General features: G+C 67.7%; 10 protein-coding genes. 4 read left to right on the top strand and 6 right to left on the bottom strand.

Annotated elements, in window-relative coordinates; all coding sequences use genetic code 11:
• Window position 1 precedes the first annotated feature (1 nt).
• From ACQP2F_RS04765 to ACQP2F_RS04740, 6 genes are all read right to left on the bottom strand, one after another.
• Complete coding sequence (locus ACQP2F_RS04765) at window positions 2-652, bottom strand: hypothetical protein (RefSeq protein WP_433300976.1); 651 nt, start codon at window positions 650-652, stop codon at window positions 2-4.
• A complete protein-coding gene (locus ACQP2F_RS04760) occupies window positions 649-1068 on the bottom strand; it encodes a hypothetical protein (protein WP_433300974.1) in 420 nt (139 codons plus the stop codon). The genes ACQP2F_RS04765 and ACQP2F_RS04760 overlap by 4 nt, the downstream gene beginning before the upstream one ends.
• 125 nt (window positions 1069-1193) lie before the next feature.
• Window positions 1194-2393 carry a hypothetical protein gene (locus tag ACQP2F_RS04755; protein WP_433300972.1) on the bottom strand — a complete coding sequence of 400 codons (1200 nt, stop codon included), beginning with the start codon at window positions 2391-2393 and terminating at the stop codon, window positions 1194-1196.
• Window positions 2394-2463: 70 nt separating this feature from the next.
• Complete coding sequence (locus ACQP2F_RS04750) at window positions 2464-5043, bottom strand: pPIWI_RE module domain-containing protein (protein ID WP_433300970.1); 2580 nt, start codon at window positions 5041-5043, stop codon at window positions 2464-2466.
• 1 nt (window position 5044) lies between these two features.
• Window positions 5045-8380, bottom strand: a complete 3336-nt coding sequence (locus tag ACQP2F_RS04745) for a transposase (protein WP_433307345.1) — start codon at window positions 8378-8380, stop codon at window positions 5045-5047.
• A complete protein-coding gene (locus ACQP2F_RS04740) occupies window positions 8377-9489 on the bottom strand; it encodes a hypothetical protein (protein ID WP_433300968.1) in 1113 nt (370 codons plus the stop codon). The genes ACQP2F_RS04745 and ACQP2F_RS04740 overlap by 4 nt, the downstream gene beginning before the upstream one ends.
• Window positions 9490-9686: 197 nt before the next feature.
• On the opposite strand from ACQP2F_RS04740, the gene ACQP2F_RS04735 reads away from it, so the two are divergent.
• The 4 genes from ACQP2F_RS04735 (at window position 9687) to ACQP2F_RS04720 (ending at window position 18203) form a co-directional block, all read left to right on the top strand.
• The gene (locus tag ACQP2F_RS04735; RefSeq protein ID WP_433300966.1) at window positions 9687-11537 is read left to right on the top strand and encodes an N-6 DNA methylase; all 1851 of its coding nucleotides are present in this window, start codon (window positions 9687-9689) and stop codon (window positions 11535-11537) included.
• A gap of 83 nt (window positions 11538-11620) precedes the next feature.
• Window positions 11621-13114: a DISARM system SNF2-like helicase DrmD gene (drmD, locus tag ACQP2F_RS04730; protein ID WP_433300964.1), complete on the top strand. Its 1494-nt coding sequence runs from the start codon at window positions 11621-11623 to the stop codon at window positions 13112-13114.
• Window positions 13012-14763 (top strand): DISARM system SNF2-like helicase DrmD, encoded by a 1752-nt coding sequence (drmD, locus tag ACQP2F_RS04725; protein WP_433300962.1) that lies wholly within the window; start codon window positions 13012-13014, stop codon window positions 14761-14763. Before drmD (ACQP2F_RS04730) ends, drmD (ACQP2F_RS04725) begins: the two co-directional genes overlap by 103 nt.
• Window positions 14760-18203, top strand: a complete 3444-nt coding sequence (locus ACQP2F_RS04720; RefSeq protein ID WP_433300960.1) for an Eco57I restriction-modification methylase domain-containing protein — start codon at window positions 14760-14762, stop codon at window positions 18201-18203. Before drmD (ACQP2F_RS04725) ends, ACQP2F_RS04720 begins: the two co-directional genes overlap by 4 nt.

Raw genomic sequence — 18203 nt, 5'->3', positions numbered from 1 at the left:
TTCACGCTCCCTGCTGGTGACTCTGGCGGCGCTCGCGGACGACTGCCGCGAGGGGGTGATCCGGTGCCGCAGCGAGGATGAGTTGATCCTGCAACCGCTCGCGGGCCGCCGGGGTCAGCCGGAGCAACTGCGGGCCGGGCACGTAGCCGCCCTCGTGCTCTTTGCCCCGAACGTTCCGCAGCAGTCCGCTGGCGGTAAGCCGGCCCAGCGCCGCCCGAGCCTCCGCGACCGGCACCTTACTGTTTCTGAAGATGTCGCCGGCGGTGGTCGGGTATGGGCTCGTCCAGGCATCCGGACCGATTTGTTCCTCGCTGCGGGGGATCGCAATCGAGTAGACCAGGACGAGCACCAGCACCGCGCGGTCTACCAGCGGCAACGGTTGCCAGTTCATCGTCGTCAACTCCGCAGCCACGGTGTCGTCGAATCCCGAGGTGAAATGCAGGCCATCCACGGCGACCAACGTGCGGCCGGTACGGCGCAGCAGCTGCTCCAGCCGCTCATGACTCGTCGCATCCTGCAGCGCAGGCAGGTACTGGCGGTGAACGGGCTCGCTGCTGTGCTCCAACACCGCGTAAGCCGCCTCGACCAGTTCACGCTGCCGATCGGGCAGCGAGCCCAGGACCTCCTCGAATATCGGATTAGGTCGCGTCACGACGCCTCCCGCCGGTCGTCCGGCGCGGTGTCGTCGGGTATCACCCGCCACAACTCTCGAATCGTGCTCAACTCGAGGGCACCCCAGGACGCAACCCGCGGCCCGAGGCGCACGGTGTCCGTCCGTTCCTGCAGCAACACCCAGCCGTACGTCGCAAGCCGGCGCAAGCCACCGGACAGCAGCTGCTGCCTGCTCAGCCTCGTGCGCCCCGGCACCAGCCGCTCAAGCACCCGGCCGACATGAGTGATCGAGGCGGACTGGCCGGGCCACAGGTCGGTCCCCGGGTCCGGCCAGCAGCAGCGTATGCAGGCGCCGAGCACCCGAAGCGTGCCCTTGCTGTCGGGCATCGCCGTACCCGGCAGTCCGTACTCGGCCAGCACCACCGGACCGGCACTCTCCGGCAGGTTGGGGATCATCCAGACCCCCTGAGCATCGGCCTCGACGAGTCTGCGTAGCCCAGCCGGTGTGGGCCCGCCCGCGGAGACCCGCTGCGGGCCACCCGACCGGATCCGAGCCCACCACAGTGCCGTGTCACGCTCGCTCATCCCGCAGCCGTCCCCCGACGGGTAAACCAGCCGTCGCTGACCCAGGTGCGCGGCGACGTCACGTCGATGCGCAACCCGTCGCCCCAGGCCAGCCCGTACGGAAGCTCGGACCTCAGATGGATCGCCGTCAGGTCGGACAACACGCGCCGCCCAGCCGGCCAGTCACCCGCATCCGCGAGCAGCTCCGCCACCGTCACCGTCTCACGTCCGTCGAGCAATTCCTCGGCCCGAGCCGCCAGAACCTCTGCCTCCGGGTCGGAATCCAGATCGGTCGGCGGCGGCTCGTCGTCGATACGGGGCCGGGGCGGCGGCAACCGACCCGTATCGGTGCGAAGCCCTTCCTCCACCGCATCCAGCAGGTCGTCCGCGCTGAAGAACGGCGCCGGCGCGTCGAAGAGCAGGCCATCCAACGCTTGTGCCAACACCTCGGCGCTGCTTTCCCGGGCGAAGCTGCGCCACCGCTCGGCCGGCAACAGCCCAAGGGCTCGCGTCTTCCCTGCGTGAGCAAGCAACCGGCGCGCCGCGGTGTTCACCGCATCTCGGTACGCAGCCAGGGCCATCCGCAGCTCGGTGCACTCCGGCAGCAGCTGCGGCCACCGGGTCGCCGCCGCATCGTGATAGATCCGCGCCTTGTCCAGCAGATCGCTGTTGCCCAGTAGCGGTTGCGCTTGCGCCCGCAGCGCCTCCACCGTCGCCGACTTCGCCAGCTGCATGATCGGATTAGCCAGTAGCCGGAAGACGTTCGTCATCTCCCGCAGGTGATCCCGGGCATCCTCCAACGTGGTGGAGTCGTCCTCGACGGCCAGCCGCGCCATCGACAGCATCCGGTGCAGTTCGGCCTGGCCGCCCGTTTCCGAAAGCCGCCGCAGGAACAACAGCATCACGTACGGGGCGAAGGCGGCCTGGTAGAACATCTCGTGCGCCCGCTCGTTCACCCGGGTGACCGCACGGTAGGACTTGAGCACATCGAACCGGCTTCGCACCGTCGAGGCCGGGAAGCCCGCGCAGGCTGTGATCACCTGTTCGATCGTCATGCCGTTCGGCCCGGAGCCGGCGAAAGCTTGCAGGATCGCCTCGTCGATCCGGACCGATTCCGCATCGTCCACCATCCGGTTGGCCTCGCGAGCGAGCACCGCGAAGACCTGCCGGTAGATGCCGAGCACAGCCGACTCCGCAGCGTAGTCGTCGAAGGTCAATGCCGTAGCGTCCGTCATAGCCCACCGACGATATCGCGACGGCCTATCGCCTCGTCGACGATCAGAAGCCTCATTCCGATTCCGACGAGTCGGCGGAGGGCGTCGTGCCGACCTTGGAGGGCAGCAGGTACTCCTCGATCTGCTCTGCCAGGTGCAACGGCCAGGGAAGGATGGTGGTGTTCCGGGCGTAGGGTGCTGCGTCGCGGAGGTCGTGGGCGAGGGCGGCCCAGTGCTCCGGGCTGTCGCCGTCCTGGAGCCCAGCTACGGTCAGTTCGATGAACTGGGGGTTCCAGACCTGAGCCTTCGCCTTCGGTGCTTGGAGCTTCCCGTTGTGTTCGCCGGGCACAAGTTTCGATACGCCCTTGAGTGCTCCGGAGCTGGTGCTGGGTTTGGTGCTGGTGCTGCCGTAGACCCGGCCGAGCAGGAAGCGCCAAAGCCCCCTGGGTTGGCCAGTTTCGGTGGCGCTGACGCCGTAGCACTCCGGAGTTTCGCCGCCTTCCGCGGTGCGCACCCGCACGTGGCGTAGGCCGCGGAGCTTTCCGATCGGCTGAGGTTCGCCGGCACCGAAGCCGAGAGCGTCCAGCTGCATACGGCTGTTGGCGAGGGTGTTCCAGACCGAGCGGAGGTTTTGGGCGTGGGTGAGCAGAAGCGTGTCGGGGTAGGCGTCGACGGCCTGGTCGACAACGTCCTTGATGAACCGGACGACGTCTTCCGGTCCGCATTTCAGATTGGCCTCGACGTAGCGCTTGCCGATCTCGATCAAGCCGGTGCGCAGCGGCTGCCACGGCACTTGGGGTGCACAGACCTGGACCTCACGACCGGTCGGGTCGGCGAGTACCGCGACCGGTACCTGTCGGGCCACTCCCCAGACCTGTCCCTTGTTCTGCCGAATCATCCAGATGCCGAGAACCGCTGGTCGGCGCGGTATGGTGCCTCGGACCGGCTCGGGAAGCGGTTGCGGTCGGACGCCGAGCTGGCGGAACAGGTCGTCGACGGCTGCCGCGAACCGTTCGCGGTTGGCATCGGAGGGTTCTTTGCCCTCACGAACGCGCGGCGGGCGCTTCGGGTCGGCGACCGGGGTGATGAACTGGCTGAGCCGACCGGTCTGCAGCAGACCCTGGCGGATGGCGAATTTGGGATCGTCGCCGCGGCGTCTCCCCTGGTAGTCGTCCGGGTGGCCGATCTCGACCAGGCTGATGGTGGGGTGTGACGCAGTCCCGAGAGTATCGATGATGTCCTCGATGCGGGCCTGCACGGCAAGGCGAGTGGAGCGTCCGGCGCGTTCGAGGTCAGCGCGGATGCTGGGCGCCGGGATGTGCCGAATCCTGACGGTGAGGTCGCCCAAGTCGAGAAGCGTCCCCGTCCCGTCGAGGTCGGCCGAGGAGGGTGCGCTGACGCCGAGGCGGGTGGCCAGTCGGTCGAGGGCGTACCTGGTGGCGGGCTCGGTGTCGGTGAGTAGTTCGATGTCCAGGCGAGGGCCGACGATGTCGCGGAGGTAGCTGGCGGAGATGGGGCCGTCGATGGCGCCGCCGAGGCCCTTGTATACCGCGCATTTTTCGCGTGGCAGCGGGGTGGCGAGCCGGAATTGCGGGTTCAGCTCGGTGGCGATCCAGGTCATCAGCGGCTCGCGGTCGGCGACGGACAGTCCGGCGCTGACCTTCTCGCTCGACAGCATTCCGGTGCTGTAGACCAGCGCTGAGGCGTCGCCGTGGCGCTGCAGGTAGTCCATCGGCTTGTCGACCAGTTGCGCCGGGTCGGGGAGCCGGTCGAGGCAGCCGGCTTCCTGGAGGACCTGGGCGACTGCGTCGTCCCAGCGGGCTTCGTAGGCCGTCGTGCCGTCGGCAGCGGTAACCCTGGTCCGCCGGATGCGGGCGGTGCCGAAATGGCGGGAGTTCTCCAGTCCGGTCAGGTAGGGCACCGTGGGGGCAAGGTAGACCGAGTGGCCGTGGTCGGAGGCGAGCTTGCCGCGGACCGGCATCCAGCGCCGGACGCCGAACGACAGGTAGATCAGGACTTCCTCGCTCGTCGGCAGGGTCTGCGCGGTGATGCCGACCTTGACGGAGAACGGCGTCTGGTCCTCGATCCGCTCGGCCGGCCAGGAGATCAACTCTGCACCATCGGGGCTCGGGCATCGGAGGAACCGCAGGTTGTTGTGCGGACAGCAGGCGTCGGGGCGGGACAGGGTCGCGGCGATCTCCATGGGCAGTAGACGCATGGCGCGCTGGCGGTCGTCGGGCGTGGTCAGATCCAAATGCACGGGCGACCAGGCCAGATCCGTGGCATTCAGCTGGGCAAGCGTCAGCTGGATCTGGTCCGGTGTGGCCTTCTGCGCCCGGACCCACGCGGCGACCAGGGCGAATATCGCCGCAGGGTTGATCTCGCGGTAGGCGAGCAGCCAGTCCTGGTCTGCGTCGCCGCGGCCGGCGTACGGCAGGGTGACGACGCAGTCGGGGACCAGCGCGGTGATGGCCTCGTTGAGTGAGCCGATCGGGATGCTCGCGACATCACCGCCGCGGCGCGCCTGGGCCAACCGGCGCAGCGGTTCCTTCCAGCGGCCCGGGAAGCGCATGAGCTGATATCCGCGGCGGATCGGATGGGCCGGGTCCAGCCGGAGCACGGTGACCGCGAGCTCGTCGTAGCGGGGTGCCATGTCAGTGGTCTCCCATCGCGCTGAGGGCCTGGTAAAGGGGCTGGTAGAGGGCTTGAACGAGGTGCCGGTCGGCGTGAGTGCCGGTGGAGTCGAAGTACGGCTGGAGGATGTCGCGCATGCCGTACAGCAGGCTGGAGCTGGCATCGTCGAGATCGGCGACATCGTCGCCACGGCGCGCGGTGTTCGGGGCGAAGGCGGCGTCGCAGAAATAGACCTTGGCGGCCTGGCCACCACGCAGGAGGCGGCCGACCACCTGCCAGATCGTGACCAGCTGGGTCCAGGCGACTCGGTTGCGTTCGCTGGTGCCGAGCTGGCTGTAGGCCACGAGCGCGTGCAGCAGCCGGCGCCATTCACGCTGCGCGGCACGTCGGCGTTGCCGACCCGCGGTGGCGGGTCGTTCGTGGTCGGGTCCTTCGTCGATCGGAGTCGGTGCGAGCTGTTCCAGGGCGTATTGGTTGATGCGCTGGGTGACGTAGCTGAGGTCCTTGGGCCGCGGGTGAGGGCGGACCAGGAAGAAGGCGGCGCCGATCGCGGCTACGCCGGCGGTGTTCAGGATGTTGTGCCCACGCTCGACGGCGAGGATCGGCGCGACGAGTAGCCACGCGTCGTCGTCGGTGCCGAACTCGGCGACGTCCGTGCGGCGCAGCAGATGGGTGTCGTCCCAGCCGCTTTCCTGCTCGTCGTCGCCGACGAGGCAGCGCACCTGCCCCTGCCAGGAGGACTTCTGCCGCAGCAACTCGTCGGTGACCGTGCGGGCCTCGGCGTAGCTGCCGACCAGCAGCATGATCTTCTCCCGGTCGGGCGGCAGGCCAGCTCGTTCGCGTTCGAGCCGATTCGGCTGCCGGGGTCCGGCGCCGGGCCGGGTCAGGGCGGCCACCATCTGCTTCAAAGCGGCGGTCCGTTCGAGGCCGTATCGGCCGGACACCCAGATCGGTGTGCTGCGCTCCCCCGCGTGCTGGATATCGAGAGCGAATGTGGTCCGGGCGATCGCGGCGAGCTTCTCAGCTGGAGGCCGCAGGATCGCGCCCACCGGCACGTCGATGTGGTAGCGCGGTGAGGTGCCGGCCCAGCTGGTACCGGAGAGCAGCATGACGTTCGGGCCGTGGCCGTCGGCAGGGAACAAGTCAGGCATGTTCACCAGAAGCGCTCGGCCGACGCCGGTGTAGCGGAAGAAGCGGAACTCGCCCAGCTGCCCGTCGCGGCGGCTTGTCTCGTCCTCGATGTACTGGAAGCCGAGCACGTTGCCCATAGGCGACTCGGGAACGGCCACGGCCAGATCGAGCGGCGGGCGCCGCATCTCGGTGGGCAATGTTTCGAAAAGCTCGAGCTCGGCAGCGACCTCGGGCCACATCGCCAGCATCAGGTTGAGCCGGTGCGCCATCACGGCCACCGCGATCGCAAACTCCAGCCGCCACACGTTGCGATCCAGGTCGCTGGGCGTGACCTTGATGCCCTCGACCAGCTCCGTACCGGTGAGATCGGTGAGCCACCGACGGACGTCGCTTTCGCGTACGTCTTCATCCGTGTCCGAGAGCAGGCGCTCCGTCAGATCGGCAAGGCCCCTAGCTACGCCGTCCTGGGCGATGTCCGTGGGCGCGTCGATGAAGGCGTTGAACTGCCTACGCAGCGCCTGGTAGAGCGGGTCATCATCCCACCCTGGGTCCTTGCTGCCAGTCAGCCCGGCCCAGTCCTGGGCGAGGCCGTCGAACAGCGACCACGCGGTGAAGTAGTCGGGGTCGAGCCAGCTCAGCACCGGCTGCCCCGGACGTACGCGGTCGCGGTGCAGCAGTTGGTAGATCACGTCGGACGCCGTGCGGGCGTTGTTGAGGGCGAGCATGAACCGGCGGATCTGTCGCGAACGCACCTGCGCCCGGCCTGCCGCGCGGAGACGGTCGCTGACCCGAGTGCCGATCTCGTCGATCCACGCCTCGTCGCTCCGGCCGAGCAGGACTTGCGAGTTGGCGAACATCGCGTCGAGATTCGCCTGCACCTGGTCTGCCTCGTCGACGAGGATCAGGTCGCTGCGGCGCCACGCGGCTTCGAGGTAGCGGAGCTGACCGTCGCTGAGCGGCGCCGGAACCCGGGTGTGAACGAGGCTCCATGGGGTTGCGATCCAGATGTTCGCGGTAACCAGCAGCCTGGCCGCTTCGTGCCGCTGGCAGCGATGCCACAGGGGGCAGGTCCGGCGTGTTCCGCTGCGCCACCCGTCGAGGGGTTCGTCGCCGTCAGCGGTGATCAGGTCTTGGCACGGGGCCTCCCGGACCGCCAACGGCGTCGCGGTCTCGCGCATTCCGTCCAGCCCGCAGGCGGTGCTCACCAGGTCGAAGCCGTACGGCGACCGCGGCAGCAACCGCCCAGGAGACGGCGGCTGCAGCCGGTGCAGTCGTTCCGCGTGCCGGGTCCGGTTCTGACCCATGACGGGAGCGGCGGCCACTCCCTCGTACGCGGACAGCTCATGTGCCGCCCGCAGCGCAGCCGAGTTGTCGCCGACCACGATGGTGACCTGGAGTTGATGCCGGACGGCCCAGACCGCGAGGATCATGACGAGGGTGCTCTTGCCGACGCTGACCATGCCGACCAGGTGCAGCATTCGGTCTATACGCAGCGAAGACGACTCCACGAAGGTGTCATCGCCGCGGCGGACCTGAACGATGATGTCCTGCAGGCGTTCGGTCCACTTGTTATCGGGCCGGCCCGCGGTCGCGTCGGCGTTGTCCATCCACCGGGCGGTCGCCACCAAATTGGACCACGTGACCTCGACCGCCTGCCGGGCGCGCACCGTCATGTCGTGCCGTGCCGGCGGCGGCGACTCAGGCAGATCGTCCGGGATGGCGATGCCGACGCCGCGTGCCGTCGACGCCATGCGGTATCGGCCGGGTTCGGCGAACCGGGCCTGCACCGGGGCGAACGGCAGCGGGGCAGTGAGTAACTCCTCGAACCAGTCCCACCGCTGCGGGGCGACACGGCACTCGCGCCGGACCGGGCGCCCGAGGTCGTCCAGGCGGAAGCCGCGGACCTCCTCAGGTACCGCCAGGTAGGCGCGCAGTTCGTTGTCCCACCCGTAGGACCGGCGGCTGGGCCAGAGGATCGTGCGCGCGTTCGTCAGCCGCACGACGGCGTCGGCGGGCGGGTCTTCGACGGCGTCCCACAGCGCTCGATAACCGTCGAGCAGCGCCGGCACGCCGGTCGCTGCCTGGCCCTGCGCTACGCCCGCCAAGAGGTAGAGGCAGAGTTCCGTACGCATCAGGGCCGCCGCCGACGGCTGCCCTTCGGTCGGCGTGTAGCTGCCTTCCAACGCCCGGCGAAAGCGGTTCTCGATCGTTCTGATCTGCCTCACGACTCGTTCTCCACCCGTCGGCGTACGGCTTCCAGGAACTGCTTTTCTGAAACGGCGAGAACGCGCTGGCCAGGCCGTACCGCGGGGCAGGCTCGGCGGAGCCGCTCGATGTAGCGCTGTTGGGCCCTGACCTGCTCCTGCCCGATGACGATGAACGCCCGCTCGGCGTCGGCCGGCACTGTGAACATCCGCGCCCGCAGAGCCCGCCCCAACCGGGTGGGGTTCCGCCATGCCTTGACGTCGGCGACCCACGGTCGTTCGGCGAACACGGACAGGTCGCATGCGTCGAAGTCCGGCCACAGGGCGACGGATGCTCCCATGCCCTCTATCGCCTGGGCGATCCGCAGCTCCGCTCGGCCCGGAGCGGCGATGAACGTCCGAAGTTCTCGCCGGAGCCACCGCACGCCTTCTGCGGCCGGATGCTTCGGGCCTGCCCGTCCTGGATCGGGACACGAGTCGTCTTCACAGGTCCAGGTGCGGTCATCGTCCAGCGGGAGCAGAAGCCCGCCGCAACCGCCACACGTGCGGACGACGCCATCCGCTGCCGCTTCCGGCGGCGCGTCGGGGTATGCCTGGCGGACCTGATCGGCGACCAGTGCCAGATCCGGGTCGGCCAGGCGCACGTCCAGCTCGAGCGCGGTGAGCACCGGGTGCTCCACCAGAAGGCGACGGAAGGCCACGTAGGAAGCCGGAGCCTGAGCGGCCTGCGTCCGGTCCATCACCGCGCGGATCAGCGCGTTCTCCCGCATCTCCCCCTCGACGTCACCCCGGAGGCTGCCAAGTTCCTCGCAGATCGCCGTTGGGCGCCCATGAGCCAGCAGGGACTCTTCCGGGTCGACGTCGGCGTCCGGCAACGTGAGCGGCCAGTCGGCGAATGGGGTGCCGGCCCACTGCAGCAACTCCACGACGCTCGCCGGAGCCGCAGTCTCCTGGTGCCAGGCGAGCAGACTCAGCCGGTCCAGCGCGAGTTGGAGATTCGCCGGGTACGGCAGCCGAAACGCGGATCGGTCAGCGGTCTCCTCCGCGTATCGCAGGATCCCGCTGGCGAGTTGGGCCAGCACGATCCGCGGATCGGGAACCCAGGCACGAACAGTGGACGGACGGGACATACAAGAACTTTCTGATGAGAAGGAATCGACACCAAGCCATGTCGTCAATCCGACTCGACGACGGGTGCATCTGAGAAGCCCTCGATGGACTGACGGACGGCGGCTCGTCGCGGAAGTCTCAGTGCGCCGTCAATAAGAGCAGCGTCCGTGAACTATGTCAACGTAGATATCGCGGTGGGATTGTGTACACTGCTCGCATGCAGCCGAGAGCGAGCGTCACCGCCGCCGACATCGCGCGGCTGGCTGGCGTCGGCCGGGCCGCCGTCAGCAACTGGCGCAAGCGCTACGAGTCGTTCCCTGCCCCGGTCGGAGGCACTGCCGTAAGCCCGCAGTTCGACCTTGACGAGGTCGAGAAGTGGCTCGCCGGGCAGGGAAAGCTCACCGAAGTCGCGGCAGAGGACCGGCTGTGGCGTGCCCTGCTCGCCGCGGCCGGAGATCCGGCGGCGGCCCTCGCCGCTGTCGGCGATCACCTGCGCGGCGTACGGTCCCTGCCGTTCGAGAATCTGCGACCAGACCTCGACTCACTCACCGCTCACCACGGCCACCGCAAGGTCTTTGTGGATCTCTGGCAGCGCTTCGCCGACCTGCCCGGCCAACGTGCCGTCACCACACCGGACACGCTTGCCGATCTCATGGTCACACTGGCCGGAGTCCGCGGCCGAACGGTGTTCGACCCCGCCTGCGGCACGGGACGGCTGCTGCGCGCGGCCATCAGCCGAGGCGCCACCGAGGTGTACGGCCAGGACAACGACCCCGCCGCCACCCGCCTCGCCGAACTCTGGGTCGCCGTCGACGACTTGGCCGGCCACATCCACACCGGCGACTCGCTACGCCACAACGGGTTCACCGGCCGCACGTTCGGCGCCGTCGTGGCGAACTTGCCGTTCGGTCTAACCAACTGGGGTCACGAAGAGCTCGGCTACGACCGCCGGTGGGAGTTCGGCGTCCCACCGCGTACCGAACCGGAGTTGGCCTGGGTGCAGCACAGTCTCGCCCACCTTGAGCCCGGCGGCCGGGCGGTCCTGCTGATGCCTCCGTCGGCGGCCAGCCGGCGTGCGGGTCGCCGCATCCGCGCGGAACTTCTGCGTCGCGGCGCAATCCAGGCCATCATCGCGCTTCCAGCGGGTGCCGCCGCGCCGCACGCGGTTGGCCTCCACCTATGGATCCTGCACCGGGACACCGCTGCCTCCGCTGTACTACTCATTGATGCCACAGCGCTAGACGTCAACGACAGCAACGCGAAGCTCGTCGAGGCGGTCGAGACCGGCGCCGGTCTGGCCCAAGCTGTTCCGCTGATCGACCTACTCGACGAGGAAGTCGACCTCACGCCGAGCCGACACGCTCCCGCTCCCGCCTCGGGACCGAACAGCGCAATCACCGTCCAGGAAAGCCAAGAACGCCTGGCGGAACTGGTCGGGTCGGTCCGAGACCTGATGCCCTGCCTCAGCCCGGCAACCGACCCTGCCGGTCCGCTGCCGGCAGTCGCGGTCGGCGACCTGATCCGCGCCGGGAACCTCCAGTTGCTCGGACCGGTCCGAGCAGCATCGGCAGACACCGGCCCCATCCCGGACTATCCGGTACTGACCAGCGACGACGTCCTGTACGGGCGACCAGCGTCCGGCCAGATGGACCGGCGGATCGCGCCGGCCATCCCGCTGCGACCCGGCGACGTCGTGGTGCCGGTGCTCGCGCCGCACCTCACCGCCCGGATCATCGGCGACGAGCCCGCCATGCTCGGCCGCGGGCTGCACCTCCTGCGCTGCGACCCGGACACGCTCGATCCCTGGTTTCTCGCCGGCCACCTGCGCACCTCCGCAAACGAGCGACAGGCGGGCGGTTCATCGGCCACGCTGAGATTCGACGTACGCCGGGCCCAGGTGCCGCGGATTCCGCTCGCCGAGCAGGTCCAGCACGGTGCCGTGTTCCGCGCACTGCAACAGTTCGACGACACGGTTCGGGCGACTGCCGCGCTTAGCGCAGCGCTGATCCGACACGCCGCCGACGGCCTGGCGGCAGGCCTGATCCGCGCGCAAGCCGAGAAGCTTTGACCGATTGTGCGACGAGCGTCCGCGAACAAACCACGTAGGGTGCTCGAACGGCATCGCGTAGCACACGCGACAAAGGGGGAACGATGTCCGTAACGGCGACCTCGGCACCGGCTGATGGCAACCTCGTCTCGGTTCGTGGCCAGCGGTGGGTGGTCAGCAAGGTCGACGGGGCCGGACGAAGCACGCTGGTCAGCCTGCAGAGCGTCGAAGACGGCCGCTACGGCGACACCCTCGAGGTGATCTGGGAGGTTGAACCGGGCGCCGAGGTGCTGCCCACCGACGCGTTGCCTCCGGTCGCTGTCGGCAAGTTCGACCCGCCCCAGCGGCTCGCGGCCTTCCTCGACGCGGTCCGCTGGTCTGCCATCACCTCGGCCGACGTGAAGACCCTTCAGGCGCCGTTCCGCTCCGGCGTGGCGATCGAGGACTACCAGCTGGAACCGGTGGCCCGCGCGGTCGACGCACCCCGCGTCAACCTGCTGCTCGCCGACGACGTCGGCCTCGGCAAGACCATCGAGGCAGGTCTGGTTGCGCAGGAACTGTTGCTGCGTCATCGGGCCCGGCGCATCATGATCATCTGCCCGGCGGGGCTGACCACCAAGTGGCGCGACGAGATGGCCGAGAAGTTCGGCCTCGACTTCGCTGTCATCGACGCCGAGCGGGCAGCTACCGTACGCCGCACTCACGGCTCGGCTGCCAACCCGTTCCAGGTCTACCCGCTGACCATCGTCAGCCTGCCCTGGCTGCGCGGACCGAAGGCGCAGCGGTTGCTCGACGAGGTCCTACCGGCCGACGGACCATCCCATCCGCGTACGTTCGACCTGCTGATCCTCGACGAGGCGCATCACGTCGCACCGGCCGCGCCCAAGCAGGTCTATGCGGTCGACTCACAGCAGACCAAGCTGATCCGCCGCATTGCCCCGCACTTCACCAACCGGCTCTTTCTGTCGGCCACCCCGCATAACGGCTATCACGAATCTTTCTGGGCACTGCTGGAGCTGATCGACGACCAGCGGTTCCTCCGTAGTGCCGAGCCCGACGCGTCCGCCGTCAAGGAGACCGTGGTCCGCCGACTCAAGCGACACATCGAGAACCCTGACGGAAGCGCCCGCTTCGTCGAGCGGAAGGCCACCGCCCTTCCGGTCGAGTATCCGCCGGAGGAACGCGAGATCCACGCGTTACTGACCCGCTTCGCCGAGCTACGCCGCGCCCGGTTGAAGACCCAGCGCGGCCGCAAGGCCACCGACCTCGTCACTCTGCTGCTCAAGAAGCGGCTGTTCTCCAGCCCCGCGGCTTTCGCCCACACCGTCGCGGTCTATCTGGAAACGCTCGCCAGCCGGTCCGGCCGCAGCACGGTAGCCACCGCTGAGGACGACATCCCGGAGTGGATGGACGATTTCTTCGACGACATCGCCACCTACGACGACGAGCAACTCGCCGAGGCTGAGGACGACGCGCTCAACCGCGCGTGGCACCCATGCAGCCGGACCCGGCTGAGGACGAGGAGTCCCTGCTCAAGCGGATGCTCGAATGGGCCGAGGCGCAGGAAGCCCGGCCCGACGCAAAGGCGCAGGAGCTGATCTCCTATCTCACGGCCGTCTGCCGGCCGGACGGCCGGAACTGGACCAACGAGCGGGTTGTGGTCTTCACCGAGTACCGCGACACGCAGATCTGGCTCGAAAGCCTCCTCCGCCAGGAAGGGTTCGGCGCTCCCCGTGTTGCGCTTCTGCACGGCGGCACCCCGCCCGACGAGCGGGAACAGCTGAGACTGGCCTTCCAGGCCGACCCCAGTGAGCAGCCGGTGCGCATCCTGCTGGCCACTGACGCGGCCAGTGAGGGCATCGACCTGCAGAACCACTGCCACCGGCTAGTCAACTACGACATCCCGTTCAACCCCAACAAGCTCGAGCAGCGCATCGGCCGCATCGACCGGTACGGGCAGAAGGTCCCCCCAGAGATCCGGCACTTCGTCGGCACCGGATTCGGGCAAGCCGTCGACCGCTTCGAAGCCGACCTCGAGTTCCTGTCCCGGGTCGCCGACAAGGTTGTCAAGATGGAAGCCGACCTCGGCTCGGTGAACGCGGTCATCGCCGACGCCGTTCAGCGCAAGATGACCGGCCACCAGGTCGACATCGACCTCGACAAGATCGGCTCGAAGAACGCCGGCGACGTGCCCAGCGACACCAACGTTCGCGAACAGGTCCGCCGCCTCCGCGCCGACCTAGACAAGACGGTCGAGGAGTTGGGCATCACCCCGCAAGCGGTGAAGCGGGTCGTCGACACAGCGCTGGAGCTCGCCCGCCAGCAAAAGCTCCGCCGGCACATCGACGACAAGCACCTGGGCGTCGAGCTGTTCGAGGTCCCGCCCCTGACCGGATCCTGGCAGCGCGCCACCGTCGGCCTCACCGCCAAGCTGCACAAAAAGGACGAGCCGCCGCGCCAGCTACCGATCACCTTCGACGCCAGTCAGGTCAAGGACCGCGACGAGATCGTCCTCGCCCACCTCAACCACCCGCTGGTCGCCATGTCGACCCGGCTCCTGCGCGCCGCCGTCTCCAACCCCGATCTGGGCCTGCACCGGGTCGCCGCCGTGGTCAGCGACGACCCGGCACTGGAGGAGGTGCTGGTCGGCGCCTACTCGCGGTTCGTCCTGGTCGGCGTCGACGGGGTTCGCCTGCACGAAGAGGTCCTCTACGCCGGCGGCTGGACACCCGCGCAGGGTCGCTTCCGTCGCCTGGAGAACCTCACCACCCTGGGAGGCATCCTCGACCGGGCGCTCAGCCACGGCACTGCTGCCACCGAAATCGTCCAGACCCGGCTGGCTGAGCGCTGGCCACGCGTCTCCGACGGTCTCAACGCGGCAATCGGCTGGCGTACGTCGATCCGTGAGGAGGCGCTCTCGCGCAAGCTCGACCAGCGTCAGCAGGCCGAGAAGGATCGGATCAACCACAACTTCGACCAGTTCGAAGCCAGCCTGCGCAAGGCCATCGACGTCGACGACTCGGAGAAGGAAGATGCGTTGTTCAGCCGCGCCGAGGCGAGCAAGAGCAAGGAAGAGCTGGCCCAGTACCGCCGGGACCGGCATCGGCGTGAGGAACGCTTGGCCAGCCTGACCAAGGAACGCCGCAGCGAGCTCGAAGCCGTCGACGCCCGCTACCGCGAGCCGAAGTCGCACAGCTTCCCGGTGGCCGTGGTGTTCGTCGTGCCGAAGCGGGAGGCCACCCGATGAGAGCCAGCTATCGCCGCCACAGCACCGCCAGCGACTACGACCACAAGCGCTGGCTCAGTCTCATCGAGATCAGCGGCCCGTTCCTCAGCGTCCCCGTTCTTCGGCAAACATGGCCCACACTCGACGCCCTCGAAAAGCCGGCCCGCGAACGGCTGCGCGCCCGGCACGCCGACTGGCTCACCGACCAGGCCGCGGGTCAGGCGGACTGGCTCGGTTACGTTCTCGGAGACCTGCTCGGCTGGGCCGACGCGCTGCATCACACCGGCCTAGACCGCCTCACGGTCACCGTCGCCGAACACGACAGCCTGCTCACCCCCGATTTCGCGCTGGTGCAGCCGGGCGAGGAGATCAAGCCCGACACCGTGCGCCTGCTTGGCGTGATCTGTCCCAGCGGAAGCCGCCCCACCGCCCGGGTCAAGGACAGCACCTGGGCCGCCACACCGGCCGACCGTCTGGCCCTGATGTGCCGCCACCACGACATCGAGCTGGGCCTGGCCAGCGACGGCCGATTCTGGACCCTGATCTGGGCACCACGTGGTGGCGCCACCACCATGGCGACCTTCGACGCGATCGCCTGGCCCGAAGCCGCCGAACGCGACGTGGTCCGGGCGTTCCGCTCGCTGCTGCACCGCCGCCGTTTCTTCTCCGTTCCCGACGGCGAAAAGCTAGTGCCGCTGCTGCGGAAGAGCCTGGACAACCAGGAAGAGATCACCGAGGCGCTCGGCGTCCAGGTCCGCCAGGCGGTGGAGCTGCTGGTCGGCGCGTTCGGCCGGATCGACGTGCGGGACCGGGAACTGGGTGGTCGCGGCCTACAGGATGTTGACGCGCACGAGGTCTACCGCGGCGCGGTCTCGGTGATGATGCGTATCGTCTTTCTGCTCTTCGCCGAGGAACGCCGCCTCCTGCCGGCCGACAACGAGCTGTACGCGACCGCGTACTCGGCCGGGCGGCTCTGCGCCGAGCTGGAAGAGCGCGTCACCGAAGGCACCGAGGAGGACCTCGAGCACAGCACGGCCGCCTGGCAGCGCCTGATCGCGCTGTTCAACGCCGTCTACCATGGCGTTGACCATCCTCGGCTGACCATGCACGGCCACGACGGGTCACTCTTCGACCCGGCCGGCATGCCGTGGCTACCCCTGAACGTCGACGACCGCACCGTGCTGCACATGCTTCGAGCGGTGCAGTACGTCCAGATCGGCCGCGGTGCGAAGACCTCGGAGCGCCGAACGGTCAGCTTCCGCACACTCGACGTGGAACAGATCGGCTACGTCTACGAGGGCCTGCTGTCGTTCGAGGGTTTCCGCGCCGAGGACGTCACCGTCGGCCTGGTCGGCAAGGAGGGCTTGGAGGAGGAAGTAGGCCTCATCGAGCTCGAAGACCTCGCCGCCCGGCACCCGGACGGATCCGAACTCGCCAAAGCGATCGCCGAGAAGTACAAGGATTCGAAGATTGGCTCCGCAGCGGCCGTGGCGAAGCGACTTACTCCGCTAGAAGGCATCGAGCAGGAGGAAGGCCGAAAGAAGCTGCTCGCAGTGACCGGCGGCGACTACGAGCTGTCGAACCGACTACTCCCCTTCCACGGCCTAATCCGCACCGACTTGCGGGATCTTCCCGTGGTCGTGCTGCCCGGCGCCCTGTTCGTGACCGAGTCAGCGCTGCGCCGTAACACCGGCACTCACTACACACCCCGCAAACTGGCGGAAGAGATCGTCGAGGGGGCGCTGGAACCGCTGGTCTACGAACCCGGACCGCTGCAGACCGCCGACACCGAGCATTGGAAACCCAAGACCAGCGAGCAGATCCTCGCGCTCAAGGTCGCCGACATCGCCATGGGATCAGCGGCGTTCTTGGTCGCAGCTGCCCGCTACCTCGGCCAGCACCTGCTGGACGCGGCACTGCGAGAGGGCAAAGAATGGGCAAGCACCTATAGGGCACCCGCGGACACGTCGGCACTAGACCTTGACGACGACCCCGCCATTGTCGAGTCGCGACGTCAAGTCATCGAACACTGCCTCTACGGCGTTGACATCAACCCCATGGCCGTCGAGATGGCCAAGCTCTCGCTGTGGCTGGTATCGATGGAGCCGCAACGCCCGTTCACTTTCCTCGACGACCGCCTCGTCGTCGGGGACTCGCTGCTCGGCATCGGCAACGTGAGCGCCCTCTCCCCCGACGCCATTCGTGACCTCCGCCTGGAACGCGAACTGTCGAAGGTCAAAGAGCTGCGGGCCCAGATCACTGAGCTGCACGACACCGAGCAGGAGCAGGCGCAGAAGAAGCACCTACTCGCCGAGTCACGGGCGCTGACCCGGCGGGCCGCCCATTACGCCGATCTGGTCACCGGCGGTTGGCTCGCCTCGGTGGCCAAGGGCCAGGACCCCCGGGTCATCGCCGAGCACACGGCCGCAGAGGTCGGACTGCTGGCACAGGAAGGCAGCACTGAGCCGGCACGCGGATGGGCCACGACCTGGCTGGCGCTGGACCTGCCGGAGGGCGCGTTCGGCCGTCGGCCGCTGCACTGGCCGCTGGAATTCCCAGAAGTCTTCGATGGGGACGGCTTCGACGCTATTATCGGCAACCCGCCCTTCTTGGGCGGTCTCAAGATTGCCGAACTGACTGGCCGCGCATATCGGGACTATCTGGTCGAGAGCCTAGGAAGGGGGGTTAGAGGAATTCGAGGAACTTCCGATATCGTTGCGTACTTTTCCCGCCGAATCGCGGAACTGCTAAACCAGAGTGGGCAATTCGGAATTGTGGCGACAAGCACCCTTGCTGAAGGCGATACGCGTAGAGTTGGCCTCGATCAGATCCTAGGCGATGGTTGTGAAATTCGGCAGTCAATAAAGAGTAAGCCATGGCCATCAAAGGCGGCGGCGCTTGAGTATTGCGCCGTATGGGTCAGCAAGGCAAAAGTTGAACCTGATGCAGCACGCATTGCCGATGGAGTTAAAGTTCGAGGGATCAAATCTTCGCTTGATCCATTTTCGTCAGTCATGGGCGACCCGCATCGTCTTGCTGCAAACAGGGCCAGGCTTTTTCAGGGCTCCAACGTGCTGGGCGAAGGCTTCGTTGTGGACGAAAGCTGGGCGCATCGACTCATAGAAGCAGACCGCAGTAACTCCGAGGTTCTATTCCCCTTCCTCGGAGGCCAAGACCTAAATGGCAGGCCAGACATGTCTGCCAGTCGCTGGGTAATCAACTTTCACGATTGGCCAGAGGAAAAAGCCATGCAGTATACCGAATGCTTCTCTCGGGTGCGCGAACTCGTGAGGCCCGCACGATCTACGAACGCCCAGAAATCTAGGCGCGAAAGATGGTGGCAGTATTCGGAGTACCGTCGCGGTTTGGCCACTGCCAGTTCGACACTGAGGCGCATCATAGCCATCACTTTGGTGAGCAAGACTTTGATGCCAGCAATGGTTGAAACGGGCCAGGTTTAA

Origin of the sequence: Actinoplanes sp. CA-030573 (assembly GCF_050951115.1) — a bacterium.
Classification (GTDB): Bacteria; Actinomycetota; Actinomycetes; order Mycobacteriales; family Micromonosporaceae; genus Actinoplanes.
This window is presented reverse-complemented; position numbering and strand designations above follow the sequence as displayed.